The sequence below is a fragment of the Pseudomonas sp. TE12508 genome, from assembly GCF_056279485.1.
The window spans coordinates 1-22,907 of sequence record NZ_JBWCCN010000027.1 but is presented as its reverse complement, the minus strand read 5'-3'; the positions used below and the strand labels follow the sequence as shown (position 1 = coordinate 22,907).

The 22,907-nt window shown below is 60.0% G+C and carries 17 protein-coding genes; 8 read left to right on the top strand and 9 right to left on the bottom strand.

Annotated elements, in window-relative coordinates; all coding sequences use genetic code 11:
• Positions 1 to 28 precede the first annotated feature (28 nt).
• The 6 genes from ACZ9IM_RS28460 to ACZ9IM_RS28435 all read left to right on the top strand — a co-directional run bounded on the left by ACZ9IM_RS28460 (position 29) and on the right by ACZ9IM_RS28435 (position 5,569).
• Positions 29 to 817, top strand: coding sequence for an alpha/beta hydrolase (locus ACZ9IM_RS28460; protein ID WP_476225670.1), 789 nt, complete (start codon positions 29 to 31; stop codon positions 815 to 817).
• 268 nt (positions 818 to 1,085) lie between these two features.
• Complete coding sequence (locus tag ACZ9IM_RS28455) at positions 1,086 to 2,063, top strand: NAD-dependent epimerase (protein ID WP_427622786.1); 978 nt, start codon at positions 1,086 to 1,088, stop codon at positions 2,061 to 2,063.
• Between the two features lie 46 nt (positions 2,064 to 2,109).
• On the top strand, positions 2,110 to 2,850 hold the full coding sequence (locus ACZ9IM_RS28450; RefSeq protein WP_427622787.1) for a glycosyltransferase family 2 protein: 741 nt from the start codon (positions 2,110 to 2,112) through the stop codon (positions 2,848 to 2,850).
• Positions 2,847 to 3,125, top strand: coding sequence for a lipid-A-disaccharide synthase N-terminal domain-containing protein (locus ACZ9IM_RS28445; RefSeq protein ID WP_427622788.1), 279 nt, complete (start codon positions 2,847 to 2,849; stop codon positions 3,123 to 3,125). Before ACZ9IM_RS28450 ends, ACZ9IM_RS28445 begins: the two co-directional genes overlap by 4 nt.
• Before the next feature lie 3 nt (positions 3,126 to 3,128).
• Positions 3,129 to 4,649: an ArnT family glycosyltransferase gene (locus tag ACZ9IM_RS28440; RefSeq protein WP_427622789.1), complete on the top strand. Its 1,521-nt coding sequence runs from the start codon at positions 3,129 to 3,131 to the stop codon at positions 4,647 to 4,649.
• The gene (locus ACZ9IM_RS28435) at positions 4,646 to 5,569 is read left to right on the top strand and encodes an SdiA-regulated domain-containing protein (protein WP_476225669.1); all 924 of its coding nucleotides are present in this window, start codon (positions 4,646 to 4,648) and stop codon (positions 5,567 to 5,569) included. The genes ACZ9IM_RS28440 and ACZ9IM_RS28435 overlap by 4 nt, the downstream gene beginning before the upstream one ends.
• 156 nt (positions 5,570 to 5,725) lie before the next feature.
• Here ACZ9IM_RS28435 and ACZ9IM_RS28430 read toward each other — a convergent pair whose 3' ends face one another.
• Positions 5,726 to 6,646, bottom strand: coding sequence for a LysR family transcriptional regulator (locus ACZ9IM_RS28430; RefSeq protein ID WP_476225668.1), 921 nt, complete (start codon positions 6,644 to 6,646; stop codon positions 5,726 to 5,728).
• 130 nt (positions 6,647 to 6,776) lie between these two features.
• Here ACZ9IM_RS28430 and ACZ9IM_RS28425 point away from each other — a divergent pair, with 130 nt between their 5' ends.
• Positions 6,777 to 8,213 (top strand): amidase, encoded by a 1,437-nt coding sequence (locus ACZ9IM_RS28425; protein WP_476225667.1) that lies wholly within the window; start codon positions 6,777 to 6,779, stop codon positions 8,211 to 8,213.
• Positions 8,214 to 8,549: 336 nt separating this feature from the next.
• On the opposite strand, the gene ACZ9IM_RS28420 is transcribed toward ACZ9IM_RS28425, so the two are convergent.
• From ACZ9IM_RS28420 to ACZ9IM_RS28385, 8 genes are all read right to left on the bottom strand, one after another.
• Complete coding sequence (locus ACZ9IM_RS28420) at positions 8,550 to 10,703, bottom strand: WG repeat-containing protein (RefSeq protein ID WP_476225666.1); 2,154 nt, start codon at positions 10,701 to 10,703, stop codon at positions 8,550 to 8,552.
• Between the two features lie 43 nt (positions 10,704 to 10,746).
• Complete coding sequence (locus ACZ9IM_RS28415; protein ID WP_476225665.1) at positions 10,747 to 11,292, bottom strand: L,D-transpeptidase family protein; 546 nt, start codon at positions 11,290 to 11,292, stop codon at positions 10,747 to 10,749.
• A 122-nt stretch (positions 11,293 to 11,414) separates the two neighbouring features.
• A complete protein-coding gene (locus ACZ9IM_RS28410) occupies positions 11,415 to 12,230 on the bottom strand; it encodes a YfaP family protein (protein ID WP_476225664.1) in 816 nt (271 codons plus the stop codon).
• Positions 12,231 to 12,233: 3 nt separating this feature from the next.
• The gene (locus tag ACZ9IM_RS28405; RefSeq protein ID WP_476225663.1) at positions 12,234 to 13,853 is read right to left on the bottom strand and encodes a DUF2300 domain-containing protein; all 1,620 of its coding nucleotides are present in this window, start codon (positions 13,851 to 13,853) and stop codon (positions 12,234 to 12,236) included.
• Between the two features lies 1 nt (position 13,854).
• Complete coding sequence (locus ACZ9IM_RS28400; RefSeq protein ID WP_476225697.1) at positions 13,855 to 18,429, bottom strand: alpha-2-macroglobulin family protein; 4,575 nt, start codon at positions 18,427 to 18,429, stop codon at positions 13,855 to 13,857.
• Positions 18,426 to 19,064, bottom strand: coding sequence for a DUF1175 domain-containing protein (locus ACZ9IM_RS28395; RefSeq protein WP_008008411.1), 639 nt, complete (start codon positions 19,062 to 19,064; stop codon positions 18,426 to 18,428). The genes ACZ9IM_RS28400 and ACZ9IM_RS28395 overlap by 4 nt, the downstream gene beginning before the upstream one ends.
• Positions 19,061 to 20,770 (bottom strand): DUF2138 domain-containing protein, encoded by a 1,710-nt coding sequence (locus ACZ9IM_RS28390; RefSeq protein WP_476225662.1) that lies wholly within the window; start codon positions 20,768 to 20,770, stop codon positions 19,061 to 19,063. Before ACZ9IM_RS28390 ends, ACZ9IM_RS28395 begins: the two co-directional genes overlap by 4 nt.
• A 35-nt stretch (positions 20,771 to 20,805) precedes the next feature.
• Entirely contained in the window at positions 20,806 to 21,597 is a 792-nt protein-coding gene (locus ACZ9IM_RS28385) for a YfaP family protein (RefSeq protein ID WP_008008415.1), read from the bottom strand.
• 357 nt (positions 21,598 to 21,954) lie between these two features.
• On the opposite strand from ACZ9IM_RS28385, the gene ACZ9IM_RS28380 reads away from it, so the two are divergent.
• Entirely contained in the window at positions 21,955 to 22,704 is a 750-nt protein-coding gene (locus tag ACZ9IM_RS28380) for an SDR family oxidoreductase (protein ID WP_476225661.1), read from the top strand.
• Positions 22,705 to 22,907 lie beyond the last annotated feature (203 nt).

The following is a 22,907-nucleotide window of genomic DNA, read 5'->3' as shown; positions in this document are numbered from 1 at the left end:
GATAGCCGTCGTCAGGCCAGAGCAGTCCATGTCGTCCACTAAACTTAGCCGAATGTCGCGCCCCCTGATGTCTCTCTTCGCATTCGTTGCCGTTGCGTACCTGGTGCTCTGCGCGGTGCTGTTCGTCTTTCAGCGCGCCCTGATCTACTACCCGCAACCACGCGCCATCGACGCGCCCGAAACACTGCTGACGCTGCAAGTCGCCGATGCGCAAGTGCTGGTGACCGTCAGGCCGCACGACGGCCCGAAAGCGTTGATCTACTTCGGTGGCAATGCCGAGGACGTTTCTCGCAACCTGCCCGATTTTTCCCAGGCCTTTGCGGATCATGCGATCTACTTGCTGCATTACCGAGGCTACGGTGGCAGTTCCGGGTCGCCGTCCGAGGAGGCGATTCAGCAAGATGCCATGACCTTGTTTGATATGGTCTACAACACCCATCCCACTATCGCCGTGGTCGGGCGCAGCCTGGGCTCGGGCATCGCCGTGCGCCTCGCCAGCCAACGCCCGGCTTCGCGGCTGATCCTGATCACACCCTACAACAGCCTTGAAGACCTCGCCGCCCGCCAGTTCCGTTGGTTCCCGGTAAAGTGGCTGCTTCAGGACAGGTTCGAATCCTGGAAATACGCCGCTCACATCACCGTACCGACACTGTTGATTGCCGCCGAACACGACGAAGTCATACCGCGCTCAAGCACGGACCAGCTCTACACCCATTTCGCCAAGGGCGTGGCCTCGCTGCAAGTGATACCGGACACGGGCCACAATTCGATCTCCGAAAGCCCCCTATACCTGAAGATGCTGGGTGCAGGGCTGTAAGGTCAGCGCATCAGGAGACAGTCACAAAATCGACATGAATGCTTAACGTTTTTTTTACAACCCAGCAGGCACGTTATGCGTGGCTGCGGGTGCAGCGGCTCATGATGAGCATCGCGCGGGCCTTTGATAAAACGATGGAGCAAGGCATGGAGCCAACGGTGATATCGACCCAAACACATACGCTGATCAGCACGCACCCAGGGGTGAATGTCATGCAAAGGCCTCCTTTGCGCACGGCGGGGATTGGTCGCGCACAGGCGCGGGCCTCATGACGGTTCTGGTCACGGGCGCCGCCGGTTTCATCGGGTATCACACCGTCAAGCGATTGTGTCGGGAAGGTCTTGAAGTGGTCGGTATCGACAATCTCAACGACTACTACAGCGTGGAACTCAAACATGCACGACTCAAGGCGCTGGAATCCTTGCCGGGCTTTCGTTTCCAGACTCTGGACATCGTCGACAAACCGGCCTTGATGGCGTTATTCGAAGACCATGCTTTCACCGAGGTTGTGCACTTGGCGGCCCAGGCGGGCGTTCGCTATTCGCTGGACAACCCGGACGTCTACGCGCAATCCAATCTGGTAGGTTTCCTGAATATGCTGGAAGCCTGCCGACACCACCGCCCCGCGCATCTGATCTATGCCTCGAGCAGCTCGGTGTATGGCACCAACAGCAAAATGCCGCTCAGCGTCGAAGACAGCGTCGATCATCCCATTTCGTTGTACGCCGCCACTAAACGAGCCAATGAACTGCTGGCGCACAGCTACTGCCACCTCTATGGCCTGAAGGCCAGCGGCCTGCGCTTTTTTACCGTTTACGGGCCTTGGGGCCGCCCCGACATGGCGCTGTTCAAGTTTACCGAGGCGATCATCAAAGGCTTGCCGATCGACATCTATAACCATGGCCAGATGTCGCGCGACTTCACCTACATCGACGACATCGTCGAAAGCATCGCCCGCCTGCGCTCAAAACCACCGGTGCCGAACGGGCCCGGCGATGGCGCAAACCGAATCTTCAACATAGGCCGCGGCCAGCCGGTGCCGCTGCTGGAATTCGTCGATTGCCTGGAATCGGCGCTGGGTATCAAGGCCCAACGCAACTTCATGCCGCTACAGGCAGGCGATGTGATCAAGACCTGGGCCGATATTTCGGCACTGGCCGAATGGGTCGACTTCCGCCCTCAGGTGACGGTTGAAACAGGCGTGGCGGAATTTGTGAAGTGGTATCGCCACTTCTATCAGATATGAAACGTGAGCCCTTGATAATAAAAGACCAAGGCGCAAGGGGGACTCTATGAGCCAAGACATCTTTGTATCTGTATTGATTCCAGCAAAAAACGAAGCAAACAACCTCAAGCCCTTACTTGAGGAAATCCGCACCGCACTGGCCGATGAGGCTTACGAAATCATTGTCGTGGACGACGGCAGTACCGATTCCACCTTGCATGAACTGCGGCAGATCAAAAACAACGGTCTGAGCGCGTTGCGTATCCTGCGTCATGAGCGCTCGCTGGGGCAAAGCACCTCGCTCTACCATGCCGCGCTGAATGCCCGGGGCCAATGGCTGGCGACACTCGATGGCGACGGTCAAAACGACCCTGCGGACATCCCCGGGATGTTGGCGCTGGTGCGCGGTGAACAGGGTCTGGTCGACGTTCAGTTGGTGGCCGGGCATAGGGTCAATCGCCGTGATACCGCCAGCAAGCGCTGGGCCTCGCGTTTCGCCAACGGCCTGCGCAGCCGCCTGCTCAAGGACGCCACCCCGGACACCGGCTGCGGGCTAAAACTGATCGAGCGTGCGGCGTTTCTGCGCTTGCCGTACTTCGACCATATGCATCGGTTCATTCCTGCGCTGATCCAGCGTCACAACGGCCGCATGATCGTCCATCCGGTCAACCACCGCCCCCGCACAGCCGGGGTGTCCAAATACGGCAACATCGACCGTGCCCTGGTGGGCATTCTCGACCTGTTCGGCGTTTGGTGGCTGATCAAGCGCACACGGCTGAATACCAACGCACAGGAGATCGAAGGATGAACCTCTCCCGCGAAACCCTATGGCTGGTGATCGGCTTCGGTGGCCAGATCGCCTTTACCGGTCGCTTCGTCTTGCAGTGGCTGTACAGCGAATACAAAAAACGCAGCGTGATCCCGGTGAGCTTCTGGTACCTGAGCATCATCGGCAGCACCTTGCTGTTCGCGTACGCCATTTACCGGCAAGACCCGGTCTTCATTGTCGGCCAGGCCTTTGGCTCCATCGTCTATTTGCGCAACTTGCAATTGATTGCCCGCAGCAGACATTTAAAGGACTGAGCCATGCGCAAAACCCTGTCGCCCGGGATCGAATGCCTGGGCCTGATGCTGCTCGCCTTGCTGTTGATCGGCGCCGGGCTGGGGCTGCGTCAACCGCAGAATGTGGACGAGGAACGCTTCCTCGGCGTGGCACTGGAAATGCTGCACAACGGCGCGTGGTTCATCCCCCACCGCGCCGCGGAGATATACGGCGATAAGCCGCCGATCTTTATGTGGACGGTGGCGTTCTTCGCGTGGCTTACCGGCCTGCCTGCCCTCGCCCTTTATATTCCGGGGCTTTTGTCGGCCGCAACGGTCACGGCCATGGTCTACGATCTGGGCCGCAGATTATGGAATCAGCGCATCGGTCGGACGGCGGCGCTCTTGTACCTGGCCACCTATCAGACTTACAGCATCTTGCGAACCGGGCAGATCGACAGCTTTTTGATTCTGTTCACGTCGCTGGGCCTGTACGGGCTGGTACGACATCTGCTGCTTGGGCCGGCGTGGCGTTGGTTCTATGTGGGCTGCGCCGCCATGGGCATTGGCGTGATCACCAAAGGGGTCGGCTTCGTCCCGGTGTTGATGCTGATTCCGTATGCCTACGCGGTGCGCAAAAACTGGTCCGGTGTGGTGGCCATGCCGGGCGAAGCGCGCAAGTGGTTCCTGGGCTTTTTGGTTGCGCTCGGCGCCATCGCCATCTGGCTACTGCCCTTGGCGCTTTCCATTGTGCTCAATGGCACTGCGGATGAAATTGCCTATGCGCGAGAAATCCTGCTGCGCCAGACGGCAGCACGCTATGCCGCCGCGTGGGATCACCGCGAACCGTTCTGGTATTTCTTCGTCAACGTGATCCCGCAATATTGGCTGCCGTTGGTGCTGGCCCTGCCTTGGCTGGTGCCGGCCTGGCGCCGGCAACTGCGCAAACACGACGGTCGAGTGCTGGTGCTGCTGGGCTGGGTCGTGCTGGTGGTGTTGTTCTTCTGCCTGAGCAGCGGCAAGCGCAAGTTGTACATCTATCCGGCGCTGCCAGGGCTGGTGCTGGTGGCAGCGCCGCTGATTCCATGGCTGCTCAAGCGCTGGTTCGGCAAACGCCCGCGCGGTCGACGAATATTCCAGGCGCTGGTGGTGACCTGGTTTGTTCTGTGGTTCGCCCGCGGTTTCATCGAGACGATCAAGGACGGTCGCAACCCCCATGAAGCGCTCATGGCGCAGGCGGCGACCACGACCCACGGTGCCGATCTGGTGCTGGTCAACTGGCGCGAAGGCCACTGGTTATTCGCCCGGCAGCCAATCGTGCATTTCGGGATGAAAGACTCCTCGGTCCAACAAGCAGCACAGTGGTTGCGCGACCACCGTGAGGCGTACGCCCTGGTGCCGGACGGAGTGTTGAGCCAGTGTTTCAATCCTGAAGCCGCCCATGCGCTGGGCGAAACGTCTCGTGCGCAGTGGTCGATCGTAGGCGCCGATGCCGATAACGGCCGTTGCCATCCCGGGCAGCCACCCAAGGTCTATCGCTTCAGCTGGGACAAGGAAAAGACATGAGCAAGGCATGGAAGCCGGGAGTATTTTTCATTGTTGTATTGCTTGGCGCCTACGCGGTTTCGGTACATTTTATGGTCCACCGGCAGCTGTATGCTCACTGGCAAAACCTCTGGCACGGCAATCAGGCGCCGGACAAAAATATCTGGCTGCCGGACTATAAGGCCGTGATCCAGGCCAAGCCTGTTGCGAGCGTCACCGATTTGTCCGGCATCACCTATGACCCGGACCGGGATCGTCTGTTGGGGATCACCAATAGTTCTTCCATGGCGATTGTCACGCTGAGCCGTAACGGCGACCTGCTTGAACGTTATCCGCTGATCGGGTTCCAGGACACGGAAGGCATTGCTTACTTGGGTAAGGGGCGAGTGGTGATCGCCGATGAAGTGTTGCAGCGACTGTACGTCGTCACTTTGCCGAGTACCCCTGGCCCTATCCATGCGGAAAACGCACCGTTTCTCGCCATCGAGATCAACCTGAGCGAACACAACAAGGGCTTTGAAGGCGTGACATATGATCCGGTCAATGATCGCGTCTTCGCGATCAAGGAACGCGATCCGCGGCAGCTGTATTCGGTCACGGGCATGCTCGCGTCCATCGACGGCTCGTGGCAGGTCCGCATCAAGGACTTGACGAACTGGATCGACCGCAGCGTCTTCGGCATGGACCTTTCCGAGGGTTACTACGATCCTCGGACCGGTCACTTGCTGGTGCTGAGCGAGCAGTCCGACAACGTGACCGAACTCGACGAGAAAGGTAACTTCGTCAGCATCCGCTCACTGCTCGGCCTGACGGATGATCTCGAAAAAAACATACCGCAAGCCGAAGGCATGACCATGGACGCCGATGGCGAGCTTTACATTGTGAGCGAGCCCAATCTGTTTTATCGGTTCAGTAAATCGAAGGCCGCTGTGGTGCATTAATGGGTTTTGTGTGGGATGGGCCGGCCTCTTCGCGGGCAAGCCCGCTCCCACATTTGATCTGCGGCGATCGCAAAAACGGGTTCACAGCAGATCCCCTGTGGGAGCGGGCTTGCTCGCGATGAGGCCCCCAAGAACACCCTCCTGTTTCCGGTTAAATCACACCGAATCAGGTCGAGCTTCAGCCGCCGCCATGTGCGCCTTCAAAAACCCGATAAACGCCGTCACCTTGGGCGACGGCAAATGCTCCCGAGCCGTCACCGCATTCAGGTCCTGTGGCGGCCCGATCCATTCCGGCAGCACCCGGCGCAGTCTTCCCGCGTCCACATCGGCCTGCATGCTTTGATCCATGCCCAGGCTCAACCCTTCGCCGGCACACAATGCATCTTTTAGCAGAGCGGGATCGTTGGCGATGATGGTCGGCTCAACCCGATAACCGCGCATTTTGGCGCCAGCCTTGCGCAACGGCCAAACGTAACCCACATCGCGCCGAGCCTGATGCAGCACCAATGTGCGGTGTTGAAGCAGTTCGTCCGGCGTCGCCGGCAGGCCGTGGCGCTCGATGTACTCAGGCGCGGCGTAGATGCCCGTGGCGTAACTCGCCAGGCGGCGGGCGACCAGACTGGAATCCGGCAAGGCGCCGAGGCGCAGCGCCACATCAACCTCCTCGCCGACCAGATCCAACGGCACGTGGGACGCCAGAATCTCCAGTCTGATGTGTGGGTACGCCTGACGAAAACCGGCCACCAACGGTGAAAACCAACTGACCCCGAACGAGTACGGCACCGTCACCCGCAGCCACCCGCGCGGATCATCACGCAGTTGATGCACTGCCAGCTCGGCGTGTTCCAGGGTAGTGGCGATGTCCTTGCACTGGTCAAAGTAAACCGCTCCCGCCTCGGTCAGGCTCAACTGGCGCGTGGTACGGCGCAACAACTGCACACCGATGGCCTGTTCCAACTCGCGCACGCGGCGGCTGACGGTCGTCTTCGGAATCTGCAAGGCATGGGCGGCGGCGGTGAAACTGCCCAACCTCACCACGCGCACAAACACCAGCGTGTCATTCAAGTCCCGGATCATTCGAGCCACCTGCGAGGGAAAATCAAGATGGCCCAATTGTGCCACTGACGGCACATTTCATACCGCTTTTATGGGCTAATCAGCGCCGCGGGCGGCACCTATCATCGGGGCTCTCAACTGGAGAACTCCCATGAATCTGAACGAATATGTAACCTGCGACGGTATCGGTCTCGCGCAATTGGTGGCGACTGGCGAAGTCACGTCGGCTGAACTGGCGGAGCTGGCCATTGCCGCCGTGCAACAGGTCAACCCGCAAATCAACGCGGTCATTGAACACTGGTCGCCCACTGTCACCGAGGGCACGGGGCCGCTGGCCGGTGTGCCCTTCCTGATCAAGGACCTGGCGATTACCTCGGCCGGCCGCCGCGTTGAGCTGGGCAGCCGATTGGCCCAAGGCCTGGTGGCGGAATCGGATTCGTACCTGATGCAACGCTTCAACGCCGCGGGCCTCGCCACCCTGGGGCGCACCACCACCCCGGAAATGGCCTTTAGCACCGAGACCGAATCCGTGCTCCAGGGCCCGACCCGTAACCCGTGGGACACTCGGCTGTCGGCCGGCGGTTCGAGCGGTGGTTCGGGTGCCGCGGTCGCTGCCGGCATCGTGCCGATTGCCCATGCCACTGACGCTGCGGGTTCGATCCGCGTACCGGCATCTTACAACGGGCTGGTCGGGCTGAAACCGACTCGCGGCAGAGCCTCGAACGGCCCGGCGCTCGATGAGGTATTTGCCGGTTTCGGCGTACAACTCGGTCTGTCGAGAACCGTCCGCGACAGCGCGGCGTTGATGGACATCGTCCAGGGCTATGCGCCGGGCGATCCTTACTACACCGCCGCACCGGCCGAAGGTTTTCTGGCGCAGGTGGGACGCGATCCAGGACGATTGCGCATCGGCCTGCTCGACACACCGTGGAACGGCGCCGCACTGGATCCCGAGATTGCTGAGGCCACCTTGGCCGTGGCCCGCGAAGTGGAAGCGCTCGGTCATCGCGTGGAACGAGTGACCGCACCACTCGGTACGTCGTGGGATTCATTCGTCCAGGCTAACGCCCACATCTGGTGTGCCACCCTCGTGCGCTGGATCGACGGGCTCGCCGCCACCACTTCACGGCCTATCGACCTGAGTACCCTGGAGCCCGCCACCCTCGCCTGCTACGCCTATGGCCTACAGGCCCGCGCCGTGGAGTTCGCCGGCGCGCTGGAAGTGCGTAATCTCATCGCCCGCAGCGTGGCCGGTTGGTTCGACGACTTCGACGTACTGCTGACGCCGACCCTGCCGCGCCTGCCCCACGCCCTCGACACCTACAGCCGTGGAGCGCAAACCATGGACGGTTTGCAATGGACTGCGCGGGTCTTCGAGCACTCACCGTTCACACCGGTGTTCAATGTGGCGGGGACGCCGGCGATGTCGTTGCCGCTGGCCATGTCCCGCCAGCAGGGTTTGCCCATCGGCCTGCAATTTGCCGCGCGATTCGGGGCTGAGGAGGTGTTGTTACGGTTGGCCGGGCAGTTGGAACAGGCGCTGCCGTGGCATGAGCGCAAGCCGCAGATTTGGGTCGGCGATAACTGAGTCAATGCCCCGACAACGACAGGGGTGGCGGCTGGAGATGTCGATTAAACATTGTCTGTTTATCGGTCTTACTGTGGGTTTTGTAGTGGATGGGACGGCCTCTTCGCGAGCAAGCCCGCTCCCACATTTGATCGATGTTGGTCACAAATTTCGTGATCACAGTAGATCCAGTGTGGGAGCGGGCTTGCTCGCGAAGAGGCCCGCAAGAACACCCTCGAACAGGTGTTCAAGGCACTGCTGAGACTATTGCATTCACGGATAACTAAACCCCTTAACCAACGTGCCTGAGGTTGATCAGACGCAGCTGCGTGTCGGTACTGTTATTGAAACCAGTCCTTATTCTCCATTCCGCACAAGATTGCCGTCGGCGTCATAGACCAGATACTCGTCAGGATTGCTCGGATCATTCACGTAGTAACGGGCTTCGTTGCTGTTATCAGGGACTTTCAGGCTGGTGTAGGAACCGAGTTTCTTGACCTGTTTGTTGTTTTGACTGATCAACACCAGTCCACTACCACCGCCGGCCGGGACGGCGGCTGCGTAGCGGGTTTGGAAAGAGTTGATCCTGTTGTACTCCAGCGGAATCTGCAACGTGCCGGTCAGGTCGATGGCTCCATAGCTGTGATCACGCCCGACCACCGCCATGCCGTTGGAAAACGGCTCCACCTCGTCATACGGTAGTTTGATAGGTAGCAGCGTCCCCTGGCGGTTGATAAAAGCAAATTTCTTACTTTTAGCGTCCTGCACCAGCAGCGGCTGCTCGCCGAAGAACCGACCTATCACGTTGTAACCCTGGAGGTTGATCCGTTTACCTTCCAGGTCGAAAACGTCCTGACGACTCCGATCGGCTGAGTGGGTGTAGAGGTAGCCACCGCTTTGCTCGATGTCAGAGAACTGTGGTGGCAGAATCTCTTTGCCGGCCAAGGTATAGGCGCCGTAGATGCCCTCCATGGCATACGTTTTGTTGCCAAGACGGGCGATGAACACGTTACCGGTCACGGTGGGGTTGACGAACTTCATCGGCAACGTGAAACGGTGATTCCTGGCGTCGTAGAGCCCATAAGGTCCGTTGGTTTCACGCTCCACCAACAGCAGGCCATCGTCCAATGTCTGCGTTATGTTTTCGAACGGCAGGTAGACGAGCTTATTGCTGGCGGCGGGAAAATAGGCGAGTTGGCTGCGCAATTCCTGCATGTCAGATTGAGGGTTGCTGGATTTTTCTAGCGTAAACAACGTGTAGATATCCGCCACCACGCTATCTTGCAGCTCTACCCAACGTGGTTTGATCAACCACTGTCCGGCCTGATCGATGAAGCCGTAGTGATCGGATTTCCGGTCGCGGGCGATGTAACGTGTCTGCTCTGCCAGAACGTTGTGTACCTCGTTGATAACGGCGGTATTGTCTTCCATCGGATCAAGCACATGAATGACGATACGTTGCGGCGTGGCCTCGAACTGGTAGTCGGCCTCGGTGTTTTTCAGCGGCCCCGCCTGAGTGGAAAGATTACTGACCAAATGCTCCAGCCGTTGTTGCACAGCCTGACTGGTCTTGAACCGATCGAGATCATCCTTGGTCTGCAGCAGGGCTTTGTAAAAGTCACGCATCGCCGCAATATCGCCGTCCGAGGGGAAGGAGCGGGTGTTGTTGCCATTGCTGTAAAGCGCCTTGCCCGAATCGGTCAAACCCTGCACCACGAAGGTCGACATTTTGGGCGTACTCAGCCGCAGTGAGGCGCTTGCGTCACCAAGGGCTGTGAGCTGAAAATATTGGCCGTCGTCCAGGGTAACCTGCGGGTGATCCTTGTCCAGGACCACTTTTTTGAACGCCGGATAGCTGCGGTAAGCGATCGTCAGGCCGAGACTAGCCAAGGGCTTGTTGACCGATAGTGCGATGGGTTCACGGGACGACACACTATCGTCCGACTCAACCTTGGACTGCACCTTTATATCGGCGAAGACTTTCTCGCTGCCATCTCGAAAACGCAAACGCTGCGGACGGTACTGTTCGGCCACCGGCTCATCCGGCGTGGCGGCGCGCTTCCAGAGAGGATCAAGGCTGCTGGTGTCAAACCTCACTTCGGAACCATCAGCAAACAGCGTCTGAACAAAACGCAGGTCCTGGACCGACGCCAGCGCAGTTTTCACTTGCGCACTGGTGAAAGGGACAAACAGCTCCTCGTATTGCAACTTCTGCTCGTCGGCGGGCTTGGTTCCGTCAACTGTCAGGCTAAATTCCGAGTGCGTTACCAGCTCCAAAGCGCTGAGTGTTTCACCGGTGTCGTGGATCAAGTAATTCAGACGCTTTTCCACGTCAGGCAGTGCCAGCGTGCCGATGTCCTCTACGCCGCCTTCATTCATGTCCTCGGCGGTGAAGCTTTCACTTGTCGACGCACTGCTCTGGCGAAACAGGTAGTAGGACGTACAGCCCACCACTAACAGGGTCACGGTCAGTATCGACAACAATCTCAAACGAGGCGGAGTAAGGTTCATCATGGCTTCGGTAGTTAAAGGGCTGGAAAGTGCAGGCAGCGTCCTATCTGATTTCAATTGGCGTCCTGTCAGGCACCAACATCCAGATTTTTCGCATTTCGCTGTTAGTTACAGCAATGCAACCATCAGTCCAGTCCCACAGATGATGAAGCGGTTCAAGCCACGCCCATCCATTGGGTAGACCATGAATCATAATGTTACCGCCTGGCAAATACCCGTTATGACGAGCAGCGGCTTCGTCTGCCGGATTCGGATATGAAATGTGCAAGCTAAGGTACGCCATTGATTTTGGATTGCGCCAATCGATGAAATAACGTCCCTCAGGCGTTTTCTCATCCCCTTCTCGTTGCTTTGCGCCGTCATTCGCGGCCGCTCCAAGCGCTATGCGATATTCGGCCAATACCACACCCTCTCGCCATAGAAACATCCGCCTTTCTTGTTTATTGACGGTTATCAAATCAGCCTGTTTGTTTGGCTGATCAAGCTCCAGGGTTGGAGCAGGACCTCCGCCCAAGCGGCCCAGGACTGCCGTATACCCAAATGCCGCTATTAGTAGAAACAGCCCGGAAAGAGCCAAGCGCTTTAGCATGTTCAATCCTTTCAAGAAACAGCGGTGGTCAGCCCGGTTATTGGTGCCCTTCTCTGCCTTTTGGATAAAAGACCGACTCAGAAAAAAGCTAAACTTGAATAACTCGCAACTCAGTTATCTCCTCACGGATAACTAAACCCCTTAACCAACGTCAACTCCCCCACCGCCCGCATCGGCACCAGGAACGTCTCCATCTTCTCGTTCGGCGTCCCCTCCTCCGTGATCACCGTAATCTGCGCAGTGGTCAGGGGCTGAACAGCCTCTTCCTGCCCCTCCTCATCACTGCGATACCCGCCACCGTAGTAGTTCACGTAGACCAGGTATTGCCCCTTGATCGGCGCTGGCATGGCGAAGATTTCCGGGCCGTAGCCGGTGGTGACGTCGACGTCGAGTGCGCCGCCGTTGGCTGCAACGCGGTCGCCGTACCAGATGTGGCCGCCGTCAGGCGTGACAAGGTGCAGGTCGAGGTCGGTGCCGTCGCTGTCCCAGGCCAGCAGCACTCGCAACTTGGCCGGGGTGGCGCCGCCGCTGGCATTGAGGAACTGCGTGCGATGGCGTTGTTGACCATCGGGGCTGCGGACTTCAACGCTGTTGCTGCCGTTGGGGAATGAGAACGGGCGGTCGAAGCGGCCGGCGGGGTCGAGCTTCAGCGGCATGCTGACACCGTTGACGATCAGCTTGCCGGGCTCATTGCCCTTGGGCGTGGATTTGATTTGGCCGGTAATGCGAGCGGTATTGGCCTGCCCCACCGGTGTGTTGACCGAGGACGCCGGGTAATTAACCGTCTGACGAAAGTTTTCGCCTTCGCCTTCGGGCGCGCCTGTGCGCCAGCCGCCGACGGGCGTGTCGAGTTTGACCGCGCTGTCGGTGGCGAACGTGGTCGGCCATACGCAAAAGGAACAAAGGAACAGGAGGACCTGTGGGTAACGGAGTTTCATGGCCTAATCCAGCAAGAGGTGGCGGGCGAGCCCTTCGATGTAGGTTTCATCCTGGCCGTTGGGGTGTGCTTCGAAGGCCAGGTGCAGGTATTCGTGGGTCAGGTCGAGGCGGTCTTGCAGCGACAGCACGCCGCGCACGTAGATGCGCTGGCGTTCGCGATCGACAAAAGGACGGCCGAAAGCCAGGCGGCAGACGGCGAAGGTGTTGACTTCGTTGTAACCAACTTCGCTTTCCAGCCGTGGTCGCCAACCGCGGCGTTGTTTTTGCAGCCAGTCTTGCGCGGCGGGCAATGCATCGCAGGAAGCCACTGGATTGTCCCAGCGGCTGAGGCTCGCGCGCGGGTAAGCGTGCAGCAGGATGGCGTCATAGCGTTGACCGGCATTGGCCTGTTCGACGGCTTGCAGCCAGGAGAGCTTGTCCGGCCCCGGTTGGTCGGAGTGATAGGTGACGTCGCTGCCGGCAAGGACCAGGTCGCTGGTCCACGCGGCGATGTTGCGTGATTCGGTCGCGGCCGGGCGTGGGGCGACGCGCTGTCGGCTGCTGCTGTCGTCGATGCTCAGGCAGTCGCCATTGCGGGTGGCGTTTTGCAGCAGGTAGGTGCGGATCGCGACGCTCAGGGCTTTGGCGGCTTCGGCAGGTTCGGGTCTGGCTTCGCGCTGCAGGACGCGGGCGACGTACTCTTCGCGATCCAGGCGGGCGACGAGTTTGTCCTTGAGCAAGAACAACTCGCCGTCGCTATGGATATCGAGTTGATTGCCGTTGGCGAACTCGACGCGATAGTCGCCTTGCAAAGGCCCGGGCGCTAACACGCGATCCCCCGCTAGTACGCGTTTCAGCGGATAACGCGCGAACAGGCCGACCTCAACGCACTTCCCCGCCTCGGCAGGCCATGACGAAGGCAACACCGTCGCCAGTGCCTGACCGTAATTGCGCAAGACCATTTGACTGGTGCCGCGCCCACCGGCCCAGATCGGCGTGCCGTCTGCCGTCCAGCCAGCGAACCCGCCCTGGCGCGACGAAGGGTCCTGATCCCCCAACCAGCTCCAGGTTTTCACCCGCAACCGGCCGCCAAGCTCACCGACGACATTGCCGTCAGCCGCATTCAGCACCACATCAAGCAACACTCGCCGCGCCTGATCCTGCGCCGGCATCACGGCCAAGACCTTCAGCAACTCAGCCACCGAAACCCGGGTCTGCGGTTGCAACGACGGCAAATCCAGCAACCACTTCGGTGCTTGTCTCGCCTGCCAATACTCGCGCCATTCAGCGCCGGCAATGCCCAAGCGTGCAGGCTCAAAGTACAACCCGCAAGACTTCACCAATGCCTGATCGCGCTCAATCCTGCCGCCCGCCGTGCAGCAATACACTTCTTCCTTCGATTGCCCGCGACATTCATAAGCCGGTTCACGCGCGCCGGTGTCCACCAGCCAGCCGTAGACAAACAGCTTCCACAAGCTGCCCAGAGGGGTTTGCAGATCAGCAGGCAATGGCTCACGCGAGATCACCTGAGTCTGGCTCAACGAAAGCAATTCATCCTTGAAGCCCAGTCGCAACGGTTCGTCCTGCGCTGTCGCCAGCGCAGGCATCAAACACAACAACCACCAGACCAGACGCCGGGTCATGTCAGTGGACCGTGACCTGGCCGAGCGCCGGTTTCTGTTCCAGAGCCTGATGCTGTGGCGCATAGACCTGGGTGAAACGCACCGGCGGCAGGTTGAACTGACCTTTTTGCGAGAAGCGCACCAGATGACGCAGGCGCAATTCACCGCTCAAGGCATCCACCGGGATCGCGTAAGCCATTTGCCCCGGTTCGAAACGGGCCTTCTCCAGGGCGGTCGGCTCAGTGCCGGCCTTGCCCATCAGCTTGATGCCCCACGTGGTGCGCTCGACGTCCGCGCCCGGAGGCAGCGGCACTTCGAGCATGCCGTAGCGCAGCGGTTTCGCAGCTTTGCTGGTGATGATAACTTCGTCCAGGTACAGACTGTCGCTGGACAACGGTTTGGTCCCGACCGCTTCGAGTTTGAATTCGAACGCTTCGTCACCCGGCACCAGACGCGACAGGCGACGAGTGATGGTCACGGCCATCGGGTCTACCGGCGGTTGCTTGCTCTGGAAGCTCAACGCAGCGCGAAGCGGGCGTTCTTGCGTCCCGCTCAGCGACAACGTTGCAGGCACGGTTGCAGCACCCTGCCACGTCCAATACATCTCACCAGTATCACCGTACTTTTTCTTCCAGCCTTCACCCGGTGCCAGTGCGATGGTGGGCGAGGCCTGTTCGATGCTGCGTTGCAGCCAGGTCAGCGCCAAGGCGCGCTCCAGGGTCGATTGCTGCGGCAACAGGCGTTGCAACAGCGCTTGCGCGTGAGCCTGATCGAAGGCTTGCAGCGACAGGTTCAAGGCTTCGACAAACGGCTGAGAGCTAGCGGCCACTTGTTGTTGCGCAGCGTCCAGTTGACGATTGAACGCCTCCGGCAGATTGACCTTGGCCTGACGCGCCAACGATGCGGTCAACAGCCGAGCGCTGGCCAGCCCCAATGCCGAGTCCGGATCGCTCATGACCAGGCTCTCTTCGCCATCGTCCATCACGCTCGCCCCATGACCTTCGCCGGCTTTCACCAAATCGTCGATCAAACCGCTGAGCAGCGTGTTCACCGGCAACTGCATCTGTTTGGCAAACGACAGAATCAACGCCCGCTGCAACAGCGGCGTGTTCTGCGACTGCTTGGCGTACACCTCCAGCACCCGCTGCCAATGCTCCGGCGGCAGGCTCAGTTCCAGCGCTTTGCTGGCGTGCCAGTCGGCGTAATAGGCATACGCGGTGAGGAACGCATCCGGCTCACCGTCAAAGCCCCACCAGGTGAAGCTCGCCGACGGGCCGGCCATTTGCACCAGCCGCAGACGGCTGTTCTGCATGATCAAGCGCAAGCGATCGCGGATCTGCGGGTTCGACGACAAGGTTGGATAAGCGATGCTCAATGGCAGCAAACGGCTGGCGGTCTGTTCGACGCCGCCGTACGGATAGCTCAGCAGATCATCGAGGGCCGAACGGAACAGCGCTTGCGGGCTGTCATCCAGACGCAGGCGAATATCCGTGGCGTCTGCGGGCAAGGTCAACGGCGTATCACCGCTGGCCACGTCCAGGCTTTGGCTTTGCGTTACTTGCCAGCCTTCACCGGTCGCGGTCAGGTGCACGGCCAAGGCATCAGCGGTTTTGCCGTCCTGCACCAACTCGGCAGTCCACTCGCCATTGGCCACTGTGAACGCTGGCAATGCGATGTAGTTGATGCCGTTGTTCAACGTGACCGGCACCCGTTGCTCGGCGCCACCGTAATGAATCACCAGCTCAGCCTTGACCGGTTTCTCGGCCTGGCTGAAAGCGAACACACCGAGGTCCGGTTTGTCGCTGTTGCGGAACTTGGTCGGGCCGCTCCACTTCAGGTACAGCGGTTTTTCCGAGCGCACGAACTGCTTCTTCTGCCCGACCTGGCCGTCATCGGCGATGGCCCGGGCGGTGATGCGCCAGCGAGTCAGCGAGTCTGGCATTTTGAAGGTAAAGCGGGTTTTGCCATTCGCATCGGTGATCAATTCAGGCTGCCACGCGGCGGTGTCGACGTCTTCTCGACGCGGCCGCTCCAACACTTTCACGCCACGTTCGCTGCGGTTGGCTTTGCCCGGCGCGCCTGGGCTGCCCGGCAATGCCACGTCGTAGCTGATGAACGACAAACTGGCGCTGGTGCGCACGTTGTTGCGGCGTGGGTGATAGAAGAACTGGTCGATGGTCGGCGCGACTTCCGGTTGCAGGGCGTAGACCATCTCGTCCACGACACTGACCGTCAGGTGCGCCGGAATGGCTTTGCCGGCGAACTGGGTAGCGAGATCGACGGTAACGGTATCCCCTGGTTGATACGCTTCTTTGTCGGTGGTAATTGCCACATCGATTTGCGGCGCGACAACTTTGATACCGGCGTTCTGGAAGCTGTATTGGCCACCCTTGGTGTAAAGAACCGAGAACGTCAGGTTCGGCGCGAAGGTGTCCTTCACCAGGATGCGCGCGCGGTACTGGGTTTCGCTGATTTTTTCCATCTTCAGCCAGTCGCTGCCCTTGGACAGCAGCGCCGTGGCCTCGACCTTGTCGCGTTCCAGCGACAACAGCGCATCGATAATCGGCTCGGGGAAAGTGATCAACGCGAGGGCTTCGTCGCCGGCCTTGTACTCGGGTTTATCGAGGACGATTTCCACGGTGCCGGGCACGGCTTTGACGCCATCGCCAGTGACCGAATGACCGGTCGCGCCAAGCACCCGGCCGTGATCATCTTTCAGCGTCAGGTTGTAAGTGCCCGGACGGTCGAAGGCCAGGGTGAAGCCTTTATCTTTGGCGGTGAGTTTACCTTCGCCAGTGGTCTGATCCTCCAGACGCACCCAGCTGTAGCTACTCGGGTTGACCGCTTTGCTCTGCTCGCTGCCACCTTCGTTGGCATAGCTGAAGGCAACCTTGCCGCCCACCGCGCTGAACCGCTGCGGCGCGCTCAGGCGGAAACTCGCGGCACCGCGGTCGATGAGGATTTCCTTGGTGGTCTTGACCCGATACGCCGCGCCATCGCTGGCGAACACGGTGAGCATGTAGCGGCTCGGTTTCTCGGCGGCGGGCAGATCGAGGCTGGCGTTGCCCTTGGAGTCGGTGGTCAGTTCGGCGCTGGTCAGCTCCACCGGGAATTGCCCGAGGTATTGCAGCTCGTTATCGACCATCGACAGTTGCTGGGCGCGCAGGCTCAGGCTCAACTTGGCGTTGGCCACCGGTTTGCCGTCCGGGTACAACAGCACCAGACTGCCCTTCACCGGTTCGCCGGTGCGGTAATCCTGCTTGGCCAGGTTCAGGGAAATTTCGAAGTGCGGCTTGATGTATTCAGCGACACGGAAGGCGCTGCTGTAGGCCTGATCCTTGTAGCTGAAACGCAGTTCATAACCGCCAGCCACGGCGTTGTCCGGCAACTGGAAACGACCCTGAGTACCGGCCTTGGAATCAAGTTTCAGCGCCAACGATTGCAGCGCCGTGCCCGTGGCATCGAGCACGGTGACATTGACGTCGGCAGCGGTCGGTGCCACGGAATCCCGTGCATTCTTGAACTCGCGGCCGACGATTTTCAGCGATACCCAATCCCCCGGCCGATACAGCGGTCGGTCGGTGAATGCATAAAGTTTGGTGTCGTAGATTTCGCTGTCGTAATAGAAGTTCTCGGAGACGAACACCCCGCCCTCTTCATCCTCGCCGATCACGAACGAACGCTCGGGGCTGACGTGTTTCAGACGCAGCAAACCGTCGGCATCAGTCGCGCCACTGCTCATCACGCCCAGGCCGTCGGTCCACAGCACATTGACCTTGGGCACCGAACTGCCTTCGTGTTTGCGCGCGGCCCACACCAGCAATTCATCGCCAGCAATCTTGCTCACGGCCACGGTGTTGGAGACGAAAACCATGGTGGTCGCGCGATATTTGCCGACCAGCGCTTCCACCAGGTACAGGCCTGGCTTCAGGTTGCCCAACGGGATGTACACGTTGCCCGGCGAGACACTGACGAACTCGCTGGAAGAACCGGCCAGGTTCACGCCCTCAGGCGGCTGGATCGGTTTGGCTTGCCACAGCGGATAACGGAATTGGCTGACCACCGGCAGGCCCGGAATCAACGCGAATTGTGGCTGTGCGTCGTAAGGCGTTGGCGCGGCGATGGCGGTGCCCATCTTCAGTTCCGGCACTTCCTCGGTGACTTGTTTACGCGATTCGTAGGAAAACGCCCGCTGCATCACCCGACGGGATTTGCGGTACCAGTTGTCCCACAGGTACGCGAGGGTGTTCGACAGGCCTTCGCCCTTGAACTGGCCGTCACTGACCACGCGGTGCAGGTTCTTCTGGCGCTTGAGGAAATCCAGCGGTTTGTCGATGCGATACACGCGAATATCCGCGCCGCCGTAAGGTTCCATGCGGAACCGGCGGTAATCGCGGCCAGGGGCTTCGAGGCGAACCATCGCCTGTTCGTCGCTGGCGAAACTGCTGTCGGCCAGCAGGAAAAAGCTTTCACCGGCCACCGGCGTGTAGCCGCTTGGCTCGACGGTGTCCTCAGCATTGACCGCGGCCAGCGGCATGAACAAGGCCAACAACAAAGGCAGTTTTGAGCAAATGCGCAGCATGCGGGCACCGATCATTGGGAGAGGAAGTTCAGTCGATAGACGCCGATGAAGTTGGGGTTGGCTGCGTCGGGTATCCATCGGGTGTCCTTCCATGTCATGAGTTGTTGCAGGCTTGCGGAGCGCATGCCGTTGTCGGTTGGGGTGGTGGTACCGGTGTGATAGGCGATGAAGCGGCCCATCCAGATCATCAGGTGCTGGTCGTCGCCCTGATCGAAAAACATCAAGTCGCCGGGTCGGGCCTGGGCCACATCGCGACCGACCAGATGACTGTTGAACTGAATCAGTTTGATCGCGTTGACGTAAGGCCCGACCTTGCCGCCGCCCTGCTGCCATTGCTGGGCAAGGCCGCGCTGGGCGTCGCTCAGTTGCAGCTCCGGCGGCAGGTAGCGATTGGACAAGCCATTGCTGCGCAGCCATTTATCGTCATGGACTTTCAGCGCTTCGTTGGCGGCAAACCGCACCAGCCCGGCGCAGTCCTGCTGATACCAGCGCGGGCTCGGGCCTTGGGTCAGTTGTTCCTGGGCGATGCGCACGAACCAGGCGCGAAATACCTGGGATTGCTGCGGGTCGAGCGCCGGGGCTTCGCTGGCAAAGGTGCGAGTCCCCAGCAGCAACGCCAGCAGGCCGAGGCCTCGGATAAGTGCGGTCACAGGACTTTCCACTCCAGCGGCAGCCACTGCCAGTGGCCGTCGGGCTCGCTGCCTTTGGGCAAGGTCAGGGCATATTTGCCATAGCCGCCGAGGGTGCGCAGTTTCGGGATCAGGTAGGTTTGCGCGGCGTTATAGAACACCGGCTCCATGTCTTGCGGCAGGCTGTCGAGGGTTTCCTGTTGCATCAGTTGCGCCATGGAGTCCGGGCCGAAATAGATCGGCATCAGCAGGTCTTTCGGCACGACGTCAGCCATGGGCGGGAAGCGTTTGTCGAGGGTGCCGAGGGCTTTGTCGACCAGTTTGTCGTCAAGGGAGAACAGCAGCGTCGAACCGTGACGCGCCAGGCTTACGCGCATAAAGGCTTTGCCGGTGATCGCGTCCGGTTGCTCGGCATCCTTGGCTTTATAGGGGCCGAAATTGGAGCTGACCTGGCGCTGCCACTGATGGGTCTGGCCTTCCTGTTTCTCGACCACCGGGAACGCGTGCTCGGCAACGTTGCCTTCGTAGGCGCCGACCATCGAGCCGAACAGGTTGCCCAGGTCGCCGTCGAGTTTGGCACTGTCATCGTCATTCAGGCTGGCCACCAGCAGCGGCGTGTACAGCCGCGAATCGGCGTACCAGCACAGGCCGGCGGCACCGGCCATGTGTTCGGTCAGGGCTTGGGCCACGGCGTCGTCGGCACCGAGTTTCACCAGCAGCGGTTTCTGTTGTTCGGCGGCCAGTGGCAAGGTCACGCAGGCGCTGGCGCCCATCGGCATGGCCTGCCAGATCGGTTTGAAGTCGAAGTCTGGCTGGTTTTCCAGTTCATCCATGGCGAGAAAGCTGTGCCAGCCCTTGTCGTCCATGTCGAAACGCAGGCCGGCGAAATTCGGGATGAAGCGCTGGTAACCCATGGCCAGAACGCTGGAGTTGACCGAGAGGCGTTGCTTCACTTCAGGCGCGCGGGGTTGCAGGCCGAAGGCTTCGGGGAACAGTTTCTGGCCGCCGAGCAGTGCTTCCAGCGATTCGGTCGAGACCATGCCGGGTTCTTCGACTGGACCGTGGCCGGCGTCATAAAGCTTGGCCGGGTTGGACAGCACCACCAGTTTGTCGCCATGAGAGGCGAAGAGCAGCGCTTTGCTGTTGTTGTAGGTGAGTTGATAAAGCGGCACCACATCGCCGGCGACTTTGATTTCAGCCAGCTTGCTCAGCTGCGTATCATCCAGCGCCACTTTCGCCAGCGGCTCCAGCACCTTGGCCAGCCCGCCGCGATCCATCACCAACAGGAAATCCTTGAGACGCCCATCCGCCCCGCGCCACAGCGCCACGTCCGCCGGTTGATCGAACAGCTGCTCAATCAGGCTGTCCTGCAACTTCAGGTCATGCTCGTAAATGATCCGCCGCAAACTGCCGATCAAACCGAGGCGGTCGGCGTGAGCTTGGTAATAGAAGACGAAATCTTCGGTCAGGGTTTCCTTGAGAAACGGCACCGCCAGCAGATCCTTGGGCAGTTGGCTCAGGGAGTGGGTTTCGAGCAAACCGTCCGGCCGGCCCATGCCCAGTTTGTCACTGGCCAGTTCCGCAGGCGGAGCCTTGGGTTTGTTCAGGAACCACCCCAACCCGCCCGCCACGCCGGCCACCAGGCACAGCCCGATGACCAGCGCCGGCCAGCGACGGGAAGTGTTGACGGCTGGGGAGACGGCCGGGGAAACAGTGTTATCACTCATGTTCACAAACCCAATTCATCCGTGGTGCGGGATGTTTAATAGTTGAAAGTCTTGACCAGCAGCAGGTCGCCGATCGCCCGCAAAGGCACGATGAAGGTCTCGCGTTTTTCGTCGACGGTGTTTTCGTTGAGCACCAGATTGATTTGCGAGGTGATCACCTCGTTCTGGTTGCTGGTCTCATCGAAGTTATAGCCGCCACTGCCGAAGTTGCCCCAATAGTTCACGTAAACCAGATAAGTGCCATGCATCGGCGCGGTCATGGTGAACATTTCCGGGCCGGGGCCATCGACCCCGTCCGGGTCCAGGCCGCCGCCATTGCTCATTGCCGGGCGAGCCCAGAACGCATGCTGGCCGTCGGGGGTAATGATGTGCAGATCAAGTTCGGCCTTGGGGTCGTCCCAACCCAGCACCACGCGAATTCGTGCCGGCGTGCGCAGGTTGTTGGCTTCGTAGAATTGAACACGCTTGAGCGACTTGCCCTCGGAACTGCGCACTTCGACGCTGTTGGACCCGGCGCCGAACGCATACGGCCGGGCGAAACGCCCTTGGTCGTCGGTGTACAGATTCAGGGGATTGCCGTTGACCGCCAGGCTATGGGGCGGACGCAACGTGCCGAGAGCCTTGAGCTGGCCTTCGATCATCGTGCGATTGCGCTGCACGCCCCGGTCGATGGGCGGCGTTGGATAGGCGACTCGAGGGTTTTCACTGCGGTCCAGCAGGCCGTGATAGCGCCAGCCGCCCACCGGTTCCGACAACTCGGCCGTGGGCTCGGCCCATGCCACCTGGGCGCAGACCAGCGTGATCAGCAGTGAAAGAACACAACGCATGTAACGCCTCCTGCCATGCATAACGAAGCCTTGCGCCCGATCCTCGGCGCGTTATTAATCTTACTGCTGGATACTGAAAAGCCGTTTGAGTCGCCTCAAACACACCGTCATGTTTCAAAACATGACAGGATACAAAGGCTGGCAATATAACATTCCCGCCAATCTGTTTTTCCGGTCTTTTTGTGCGCATCTCTGCATTTTTTTCAGATAACTCGAACAGCATCTGATCGAACCACCTATCGGACAACATGAAGCAGTTCCATTGCGGGTCTTTAATGGTTGCAGGATTCAACGTCAGCCCCTCGATCTGTCCACCAACACGACACTCGGGACTGACATCGCATCGGGAGATTCGTCATGAAAATCGTCGTCATGGGCGGTACCGGGCTGATCGGCAAACACCTGTGCAAAAACCTGCAAGACCAGGGGCATGAAACCCTGGCCGCATCACCCAGCACCGGCGTCAACGCCCTCACCGGCGAAGGACTGCAGACCGCCTTGCAAGGCGCCGACGTGGTGGTCGACGTGGCCAACTCGCCCTCCTTCGAAGACGCTGCCGTGCTCGAATTCTTCGAAACCTGCGGGCGCAACCTGCTCGCCGCCGAGAAAACCGCCGGCGTCAAACACCATGTCGCCCTGTCGGTGGTGGGCACCGAGCGCATGCTCGACAGCGGTTACTTCCGGGCGAAAATGGCCCAGGAAACACTCATCAAGGACTCAGGCATTCCCTACACAATATTGCGGGCCACGCAGTTCTTCGAATTCATCGGGGCGATTTCGCACTCGGGCGTGCAGGAAGGCGACACCGTCCGCCTGACCTCCGCCGAGCTACAACCGATTGCCGCGGTCGATGTCGCGACGGCGCTGGCGAAGGTCGCCGTGCAAGCGCCGAGCAATAAGACCCTGGAAGTAGCCGGCCCAGAGCGCTGGCCGCTGGTGGAATTCGTGCGCCTGTTTTTGCAACACACCAACGACCCGCGCCAGGCCCAAGCGGACGACACGGTCCCCTACTTCGGCGCGCCCATCGATGACCACTCGCTCACGCCGGGAGAGCACCCCATCATCGGGCCGACGCGCTTCGAAACCTGGCTCAAGAGCAGCGGTTGATACGCAAATGGGTAATTGCACAGGCTTACCCACCCATTTGCATTCGACCTGACCGGTCATTTGCATCGGAAGTGACCATCACGCGTCGTGACCATGACCGGCAGAGAACGACCCAGGCTGTGTGAAAACGCCAGTAATTGTCTAACCTTCTGATCGTCGAGATCGTATCGGGGGGCGATCATGAAGCGATTCATCGAAGGTGA

Bases quoted from the DNA above. Each gene is read 5' to 3' on its own strand.
- ACZ9IM_RS28460 (WP_476225670.1), top strand. From the start codon at position 29: ATGTCGTCCACTAAACTTAGCCGAATGTCGCGCCCCCTGATGTCTCTC.
- ACZ9IM_RS28455 (WP_427622786.1), top strand. From the start codon at position 1,086: ATGACGGTTCTGGTCACGGGCGCCGCCGGTTTCATCGGGTATCACACC.
- ACZ9IM_RS28450 (WP_427622787.1), top strand. From the start codon at position 2,110: ATGAGCCAAGACATCTTTGTATCTGTATTGATTCCAGCAAAAAACGAA.
- ACZ9IM_RS28445 (WP_427622788.1), top strand. From the start codon at position 2,847: ATGAACCTCTCCCGCGAAACCCTATGGCTGGTGATCGGCTTCGGTGGC.
- ACZ9IM_RS28440 (WP_427622789.1), top strand. From the start codon at position 3,129: ATGCGCAAAACCCTGTCGCCCGGGATCGAATGCCTGGGCCTGATGCTG.
- ACZ9IM_RS28435 (WP_476225669.1), top strand. From the start codon at position 4,646: ATGAGCAAGGCATGGAAGCCGGGAGTATTTTTCATTGTTGTATTGCTT.
- ACZ9IM_RS28430 (WP_476225668.1), bottom strand. From the start codon at position 6,646: ATGATCCGGGACTTGAATGACACGCTGGTGTTTGTGCGCGTGGTGAGG.
- ACZ9IM_RS28425 (WP_476225667.1), top strand. From the start codon at position 6,777: ATGAATCTGAACGAATATGTAACCTGCGACGGTATCGGTCTCGCGCAA.
- ACZ9IM_RS28420 (WP_476225666.1), bottom strand. From the start codon at position 10,703: ATGAACCTTACTCCGCCTCGTTTGAGATTGTTGTCGATACTGACCGTG.
- ACZ9IM_RS28415 (WP_476225665.1), bottom strand. From the start codon at position 11,292: ATGCTAAAGCGCTTGGCTCTTTCCGGGCTGTTTCTACTAATAGCGGCA.
- ACZ9IM_RS28410 (WP_476225664.1), bottom strand. From the start codon at position 12,230: ATGAAACTCCGTTACCCACAGGTCCTCCTGTTCCTTTGTTCCTTTTGC.
- ACZ9IM_RS28405 (WP_476225663.1), bottom strand. From the start codon at position 13,853: ATGACCCGGCGTCTGGTCTGGTGGTTGTTGTGTTTGATGCCTGCGCTG.
- ACZ9IM_RS28400 (WP_476225697.1), bottom strand. From the start codon at position 18,429: ATGATCGGTGCCCGCATGCTGCGCATTTGCTCAAAACTGCCTTTGTTG.
- ACZ9IM_RS28390 (WP_476225662.1), bottom strand. From the start codon at position 20,770: ATGAGTGATAACACTGTTTCCCCGGCCGTCTCCCCAGCCGTCAACACT.
- ACZ9IM_RS28385 (WP_008008415.1), bottom strand. From the start codon at position 21,597: ATGCGTTGTGTTCTTTCACTGCTGATCACGCTGGTCTGCGCCCAGGTG.
- ACZ9IM_RS28380 (WP_476225661.1), top strand. From the start codon at position 21,955: ATGAAAATCGTCGTCATGGGCGGTACCGGGCTGATCGGCAAACACCTG.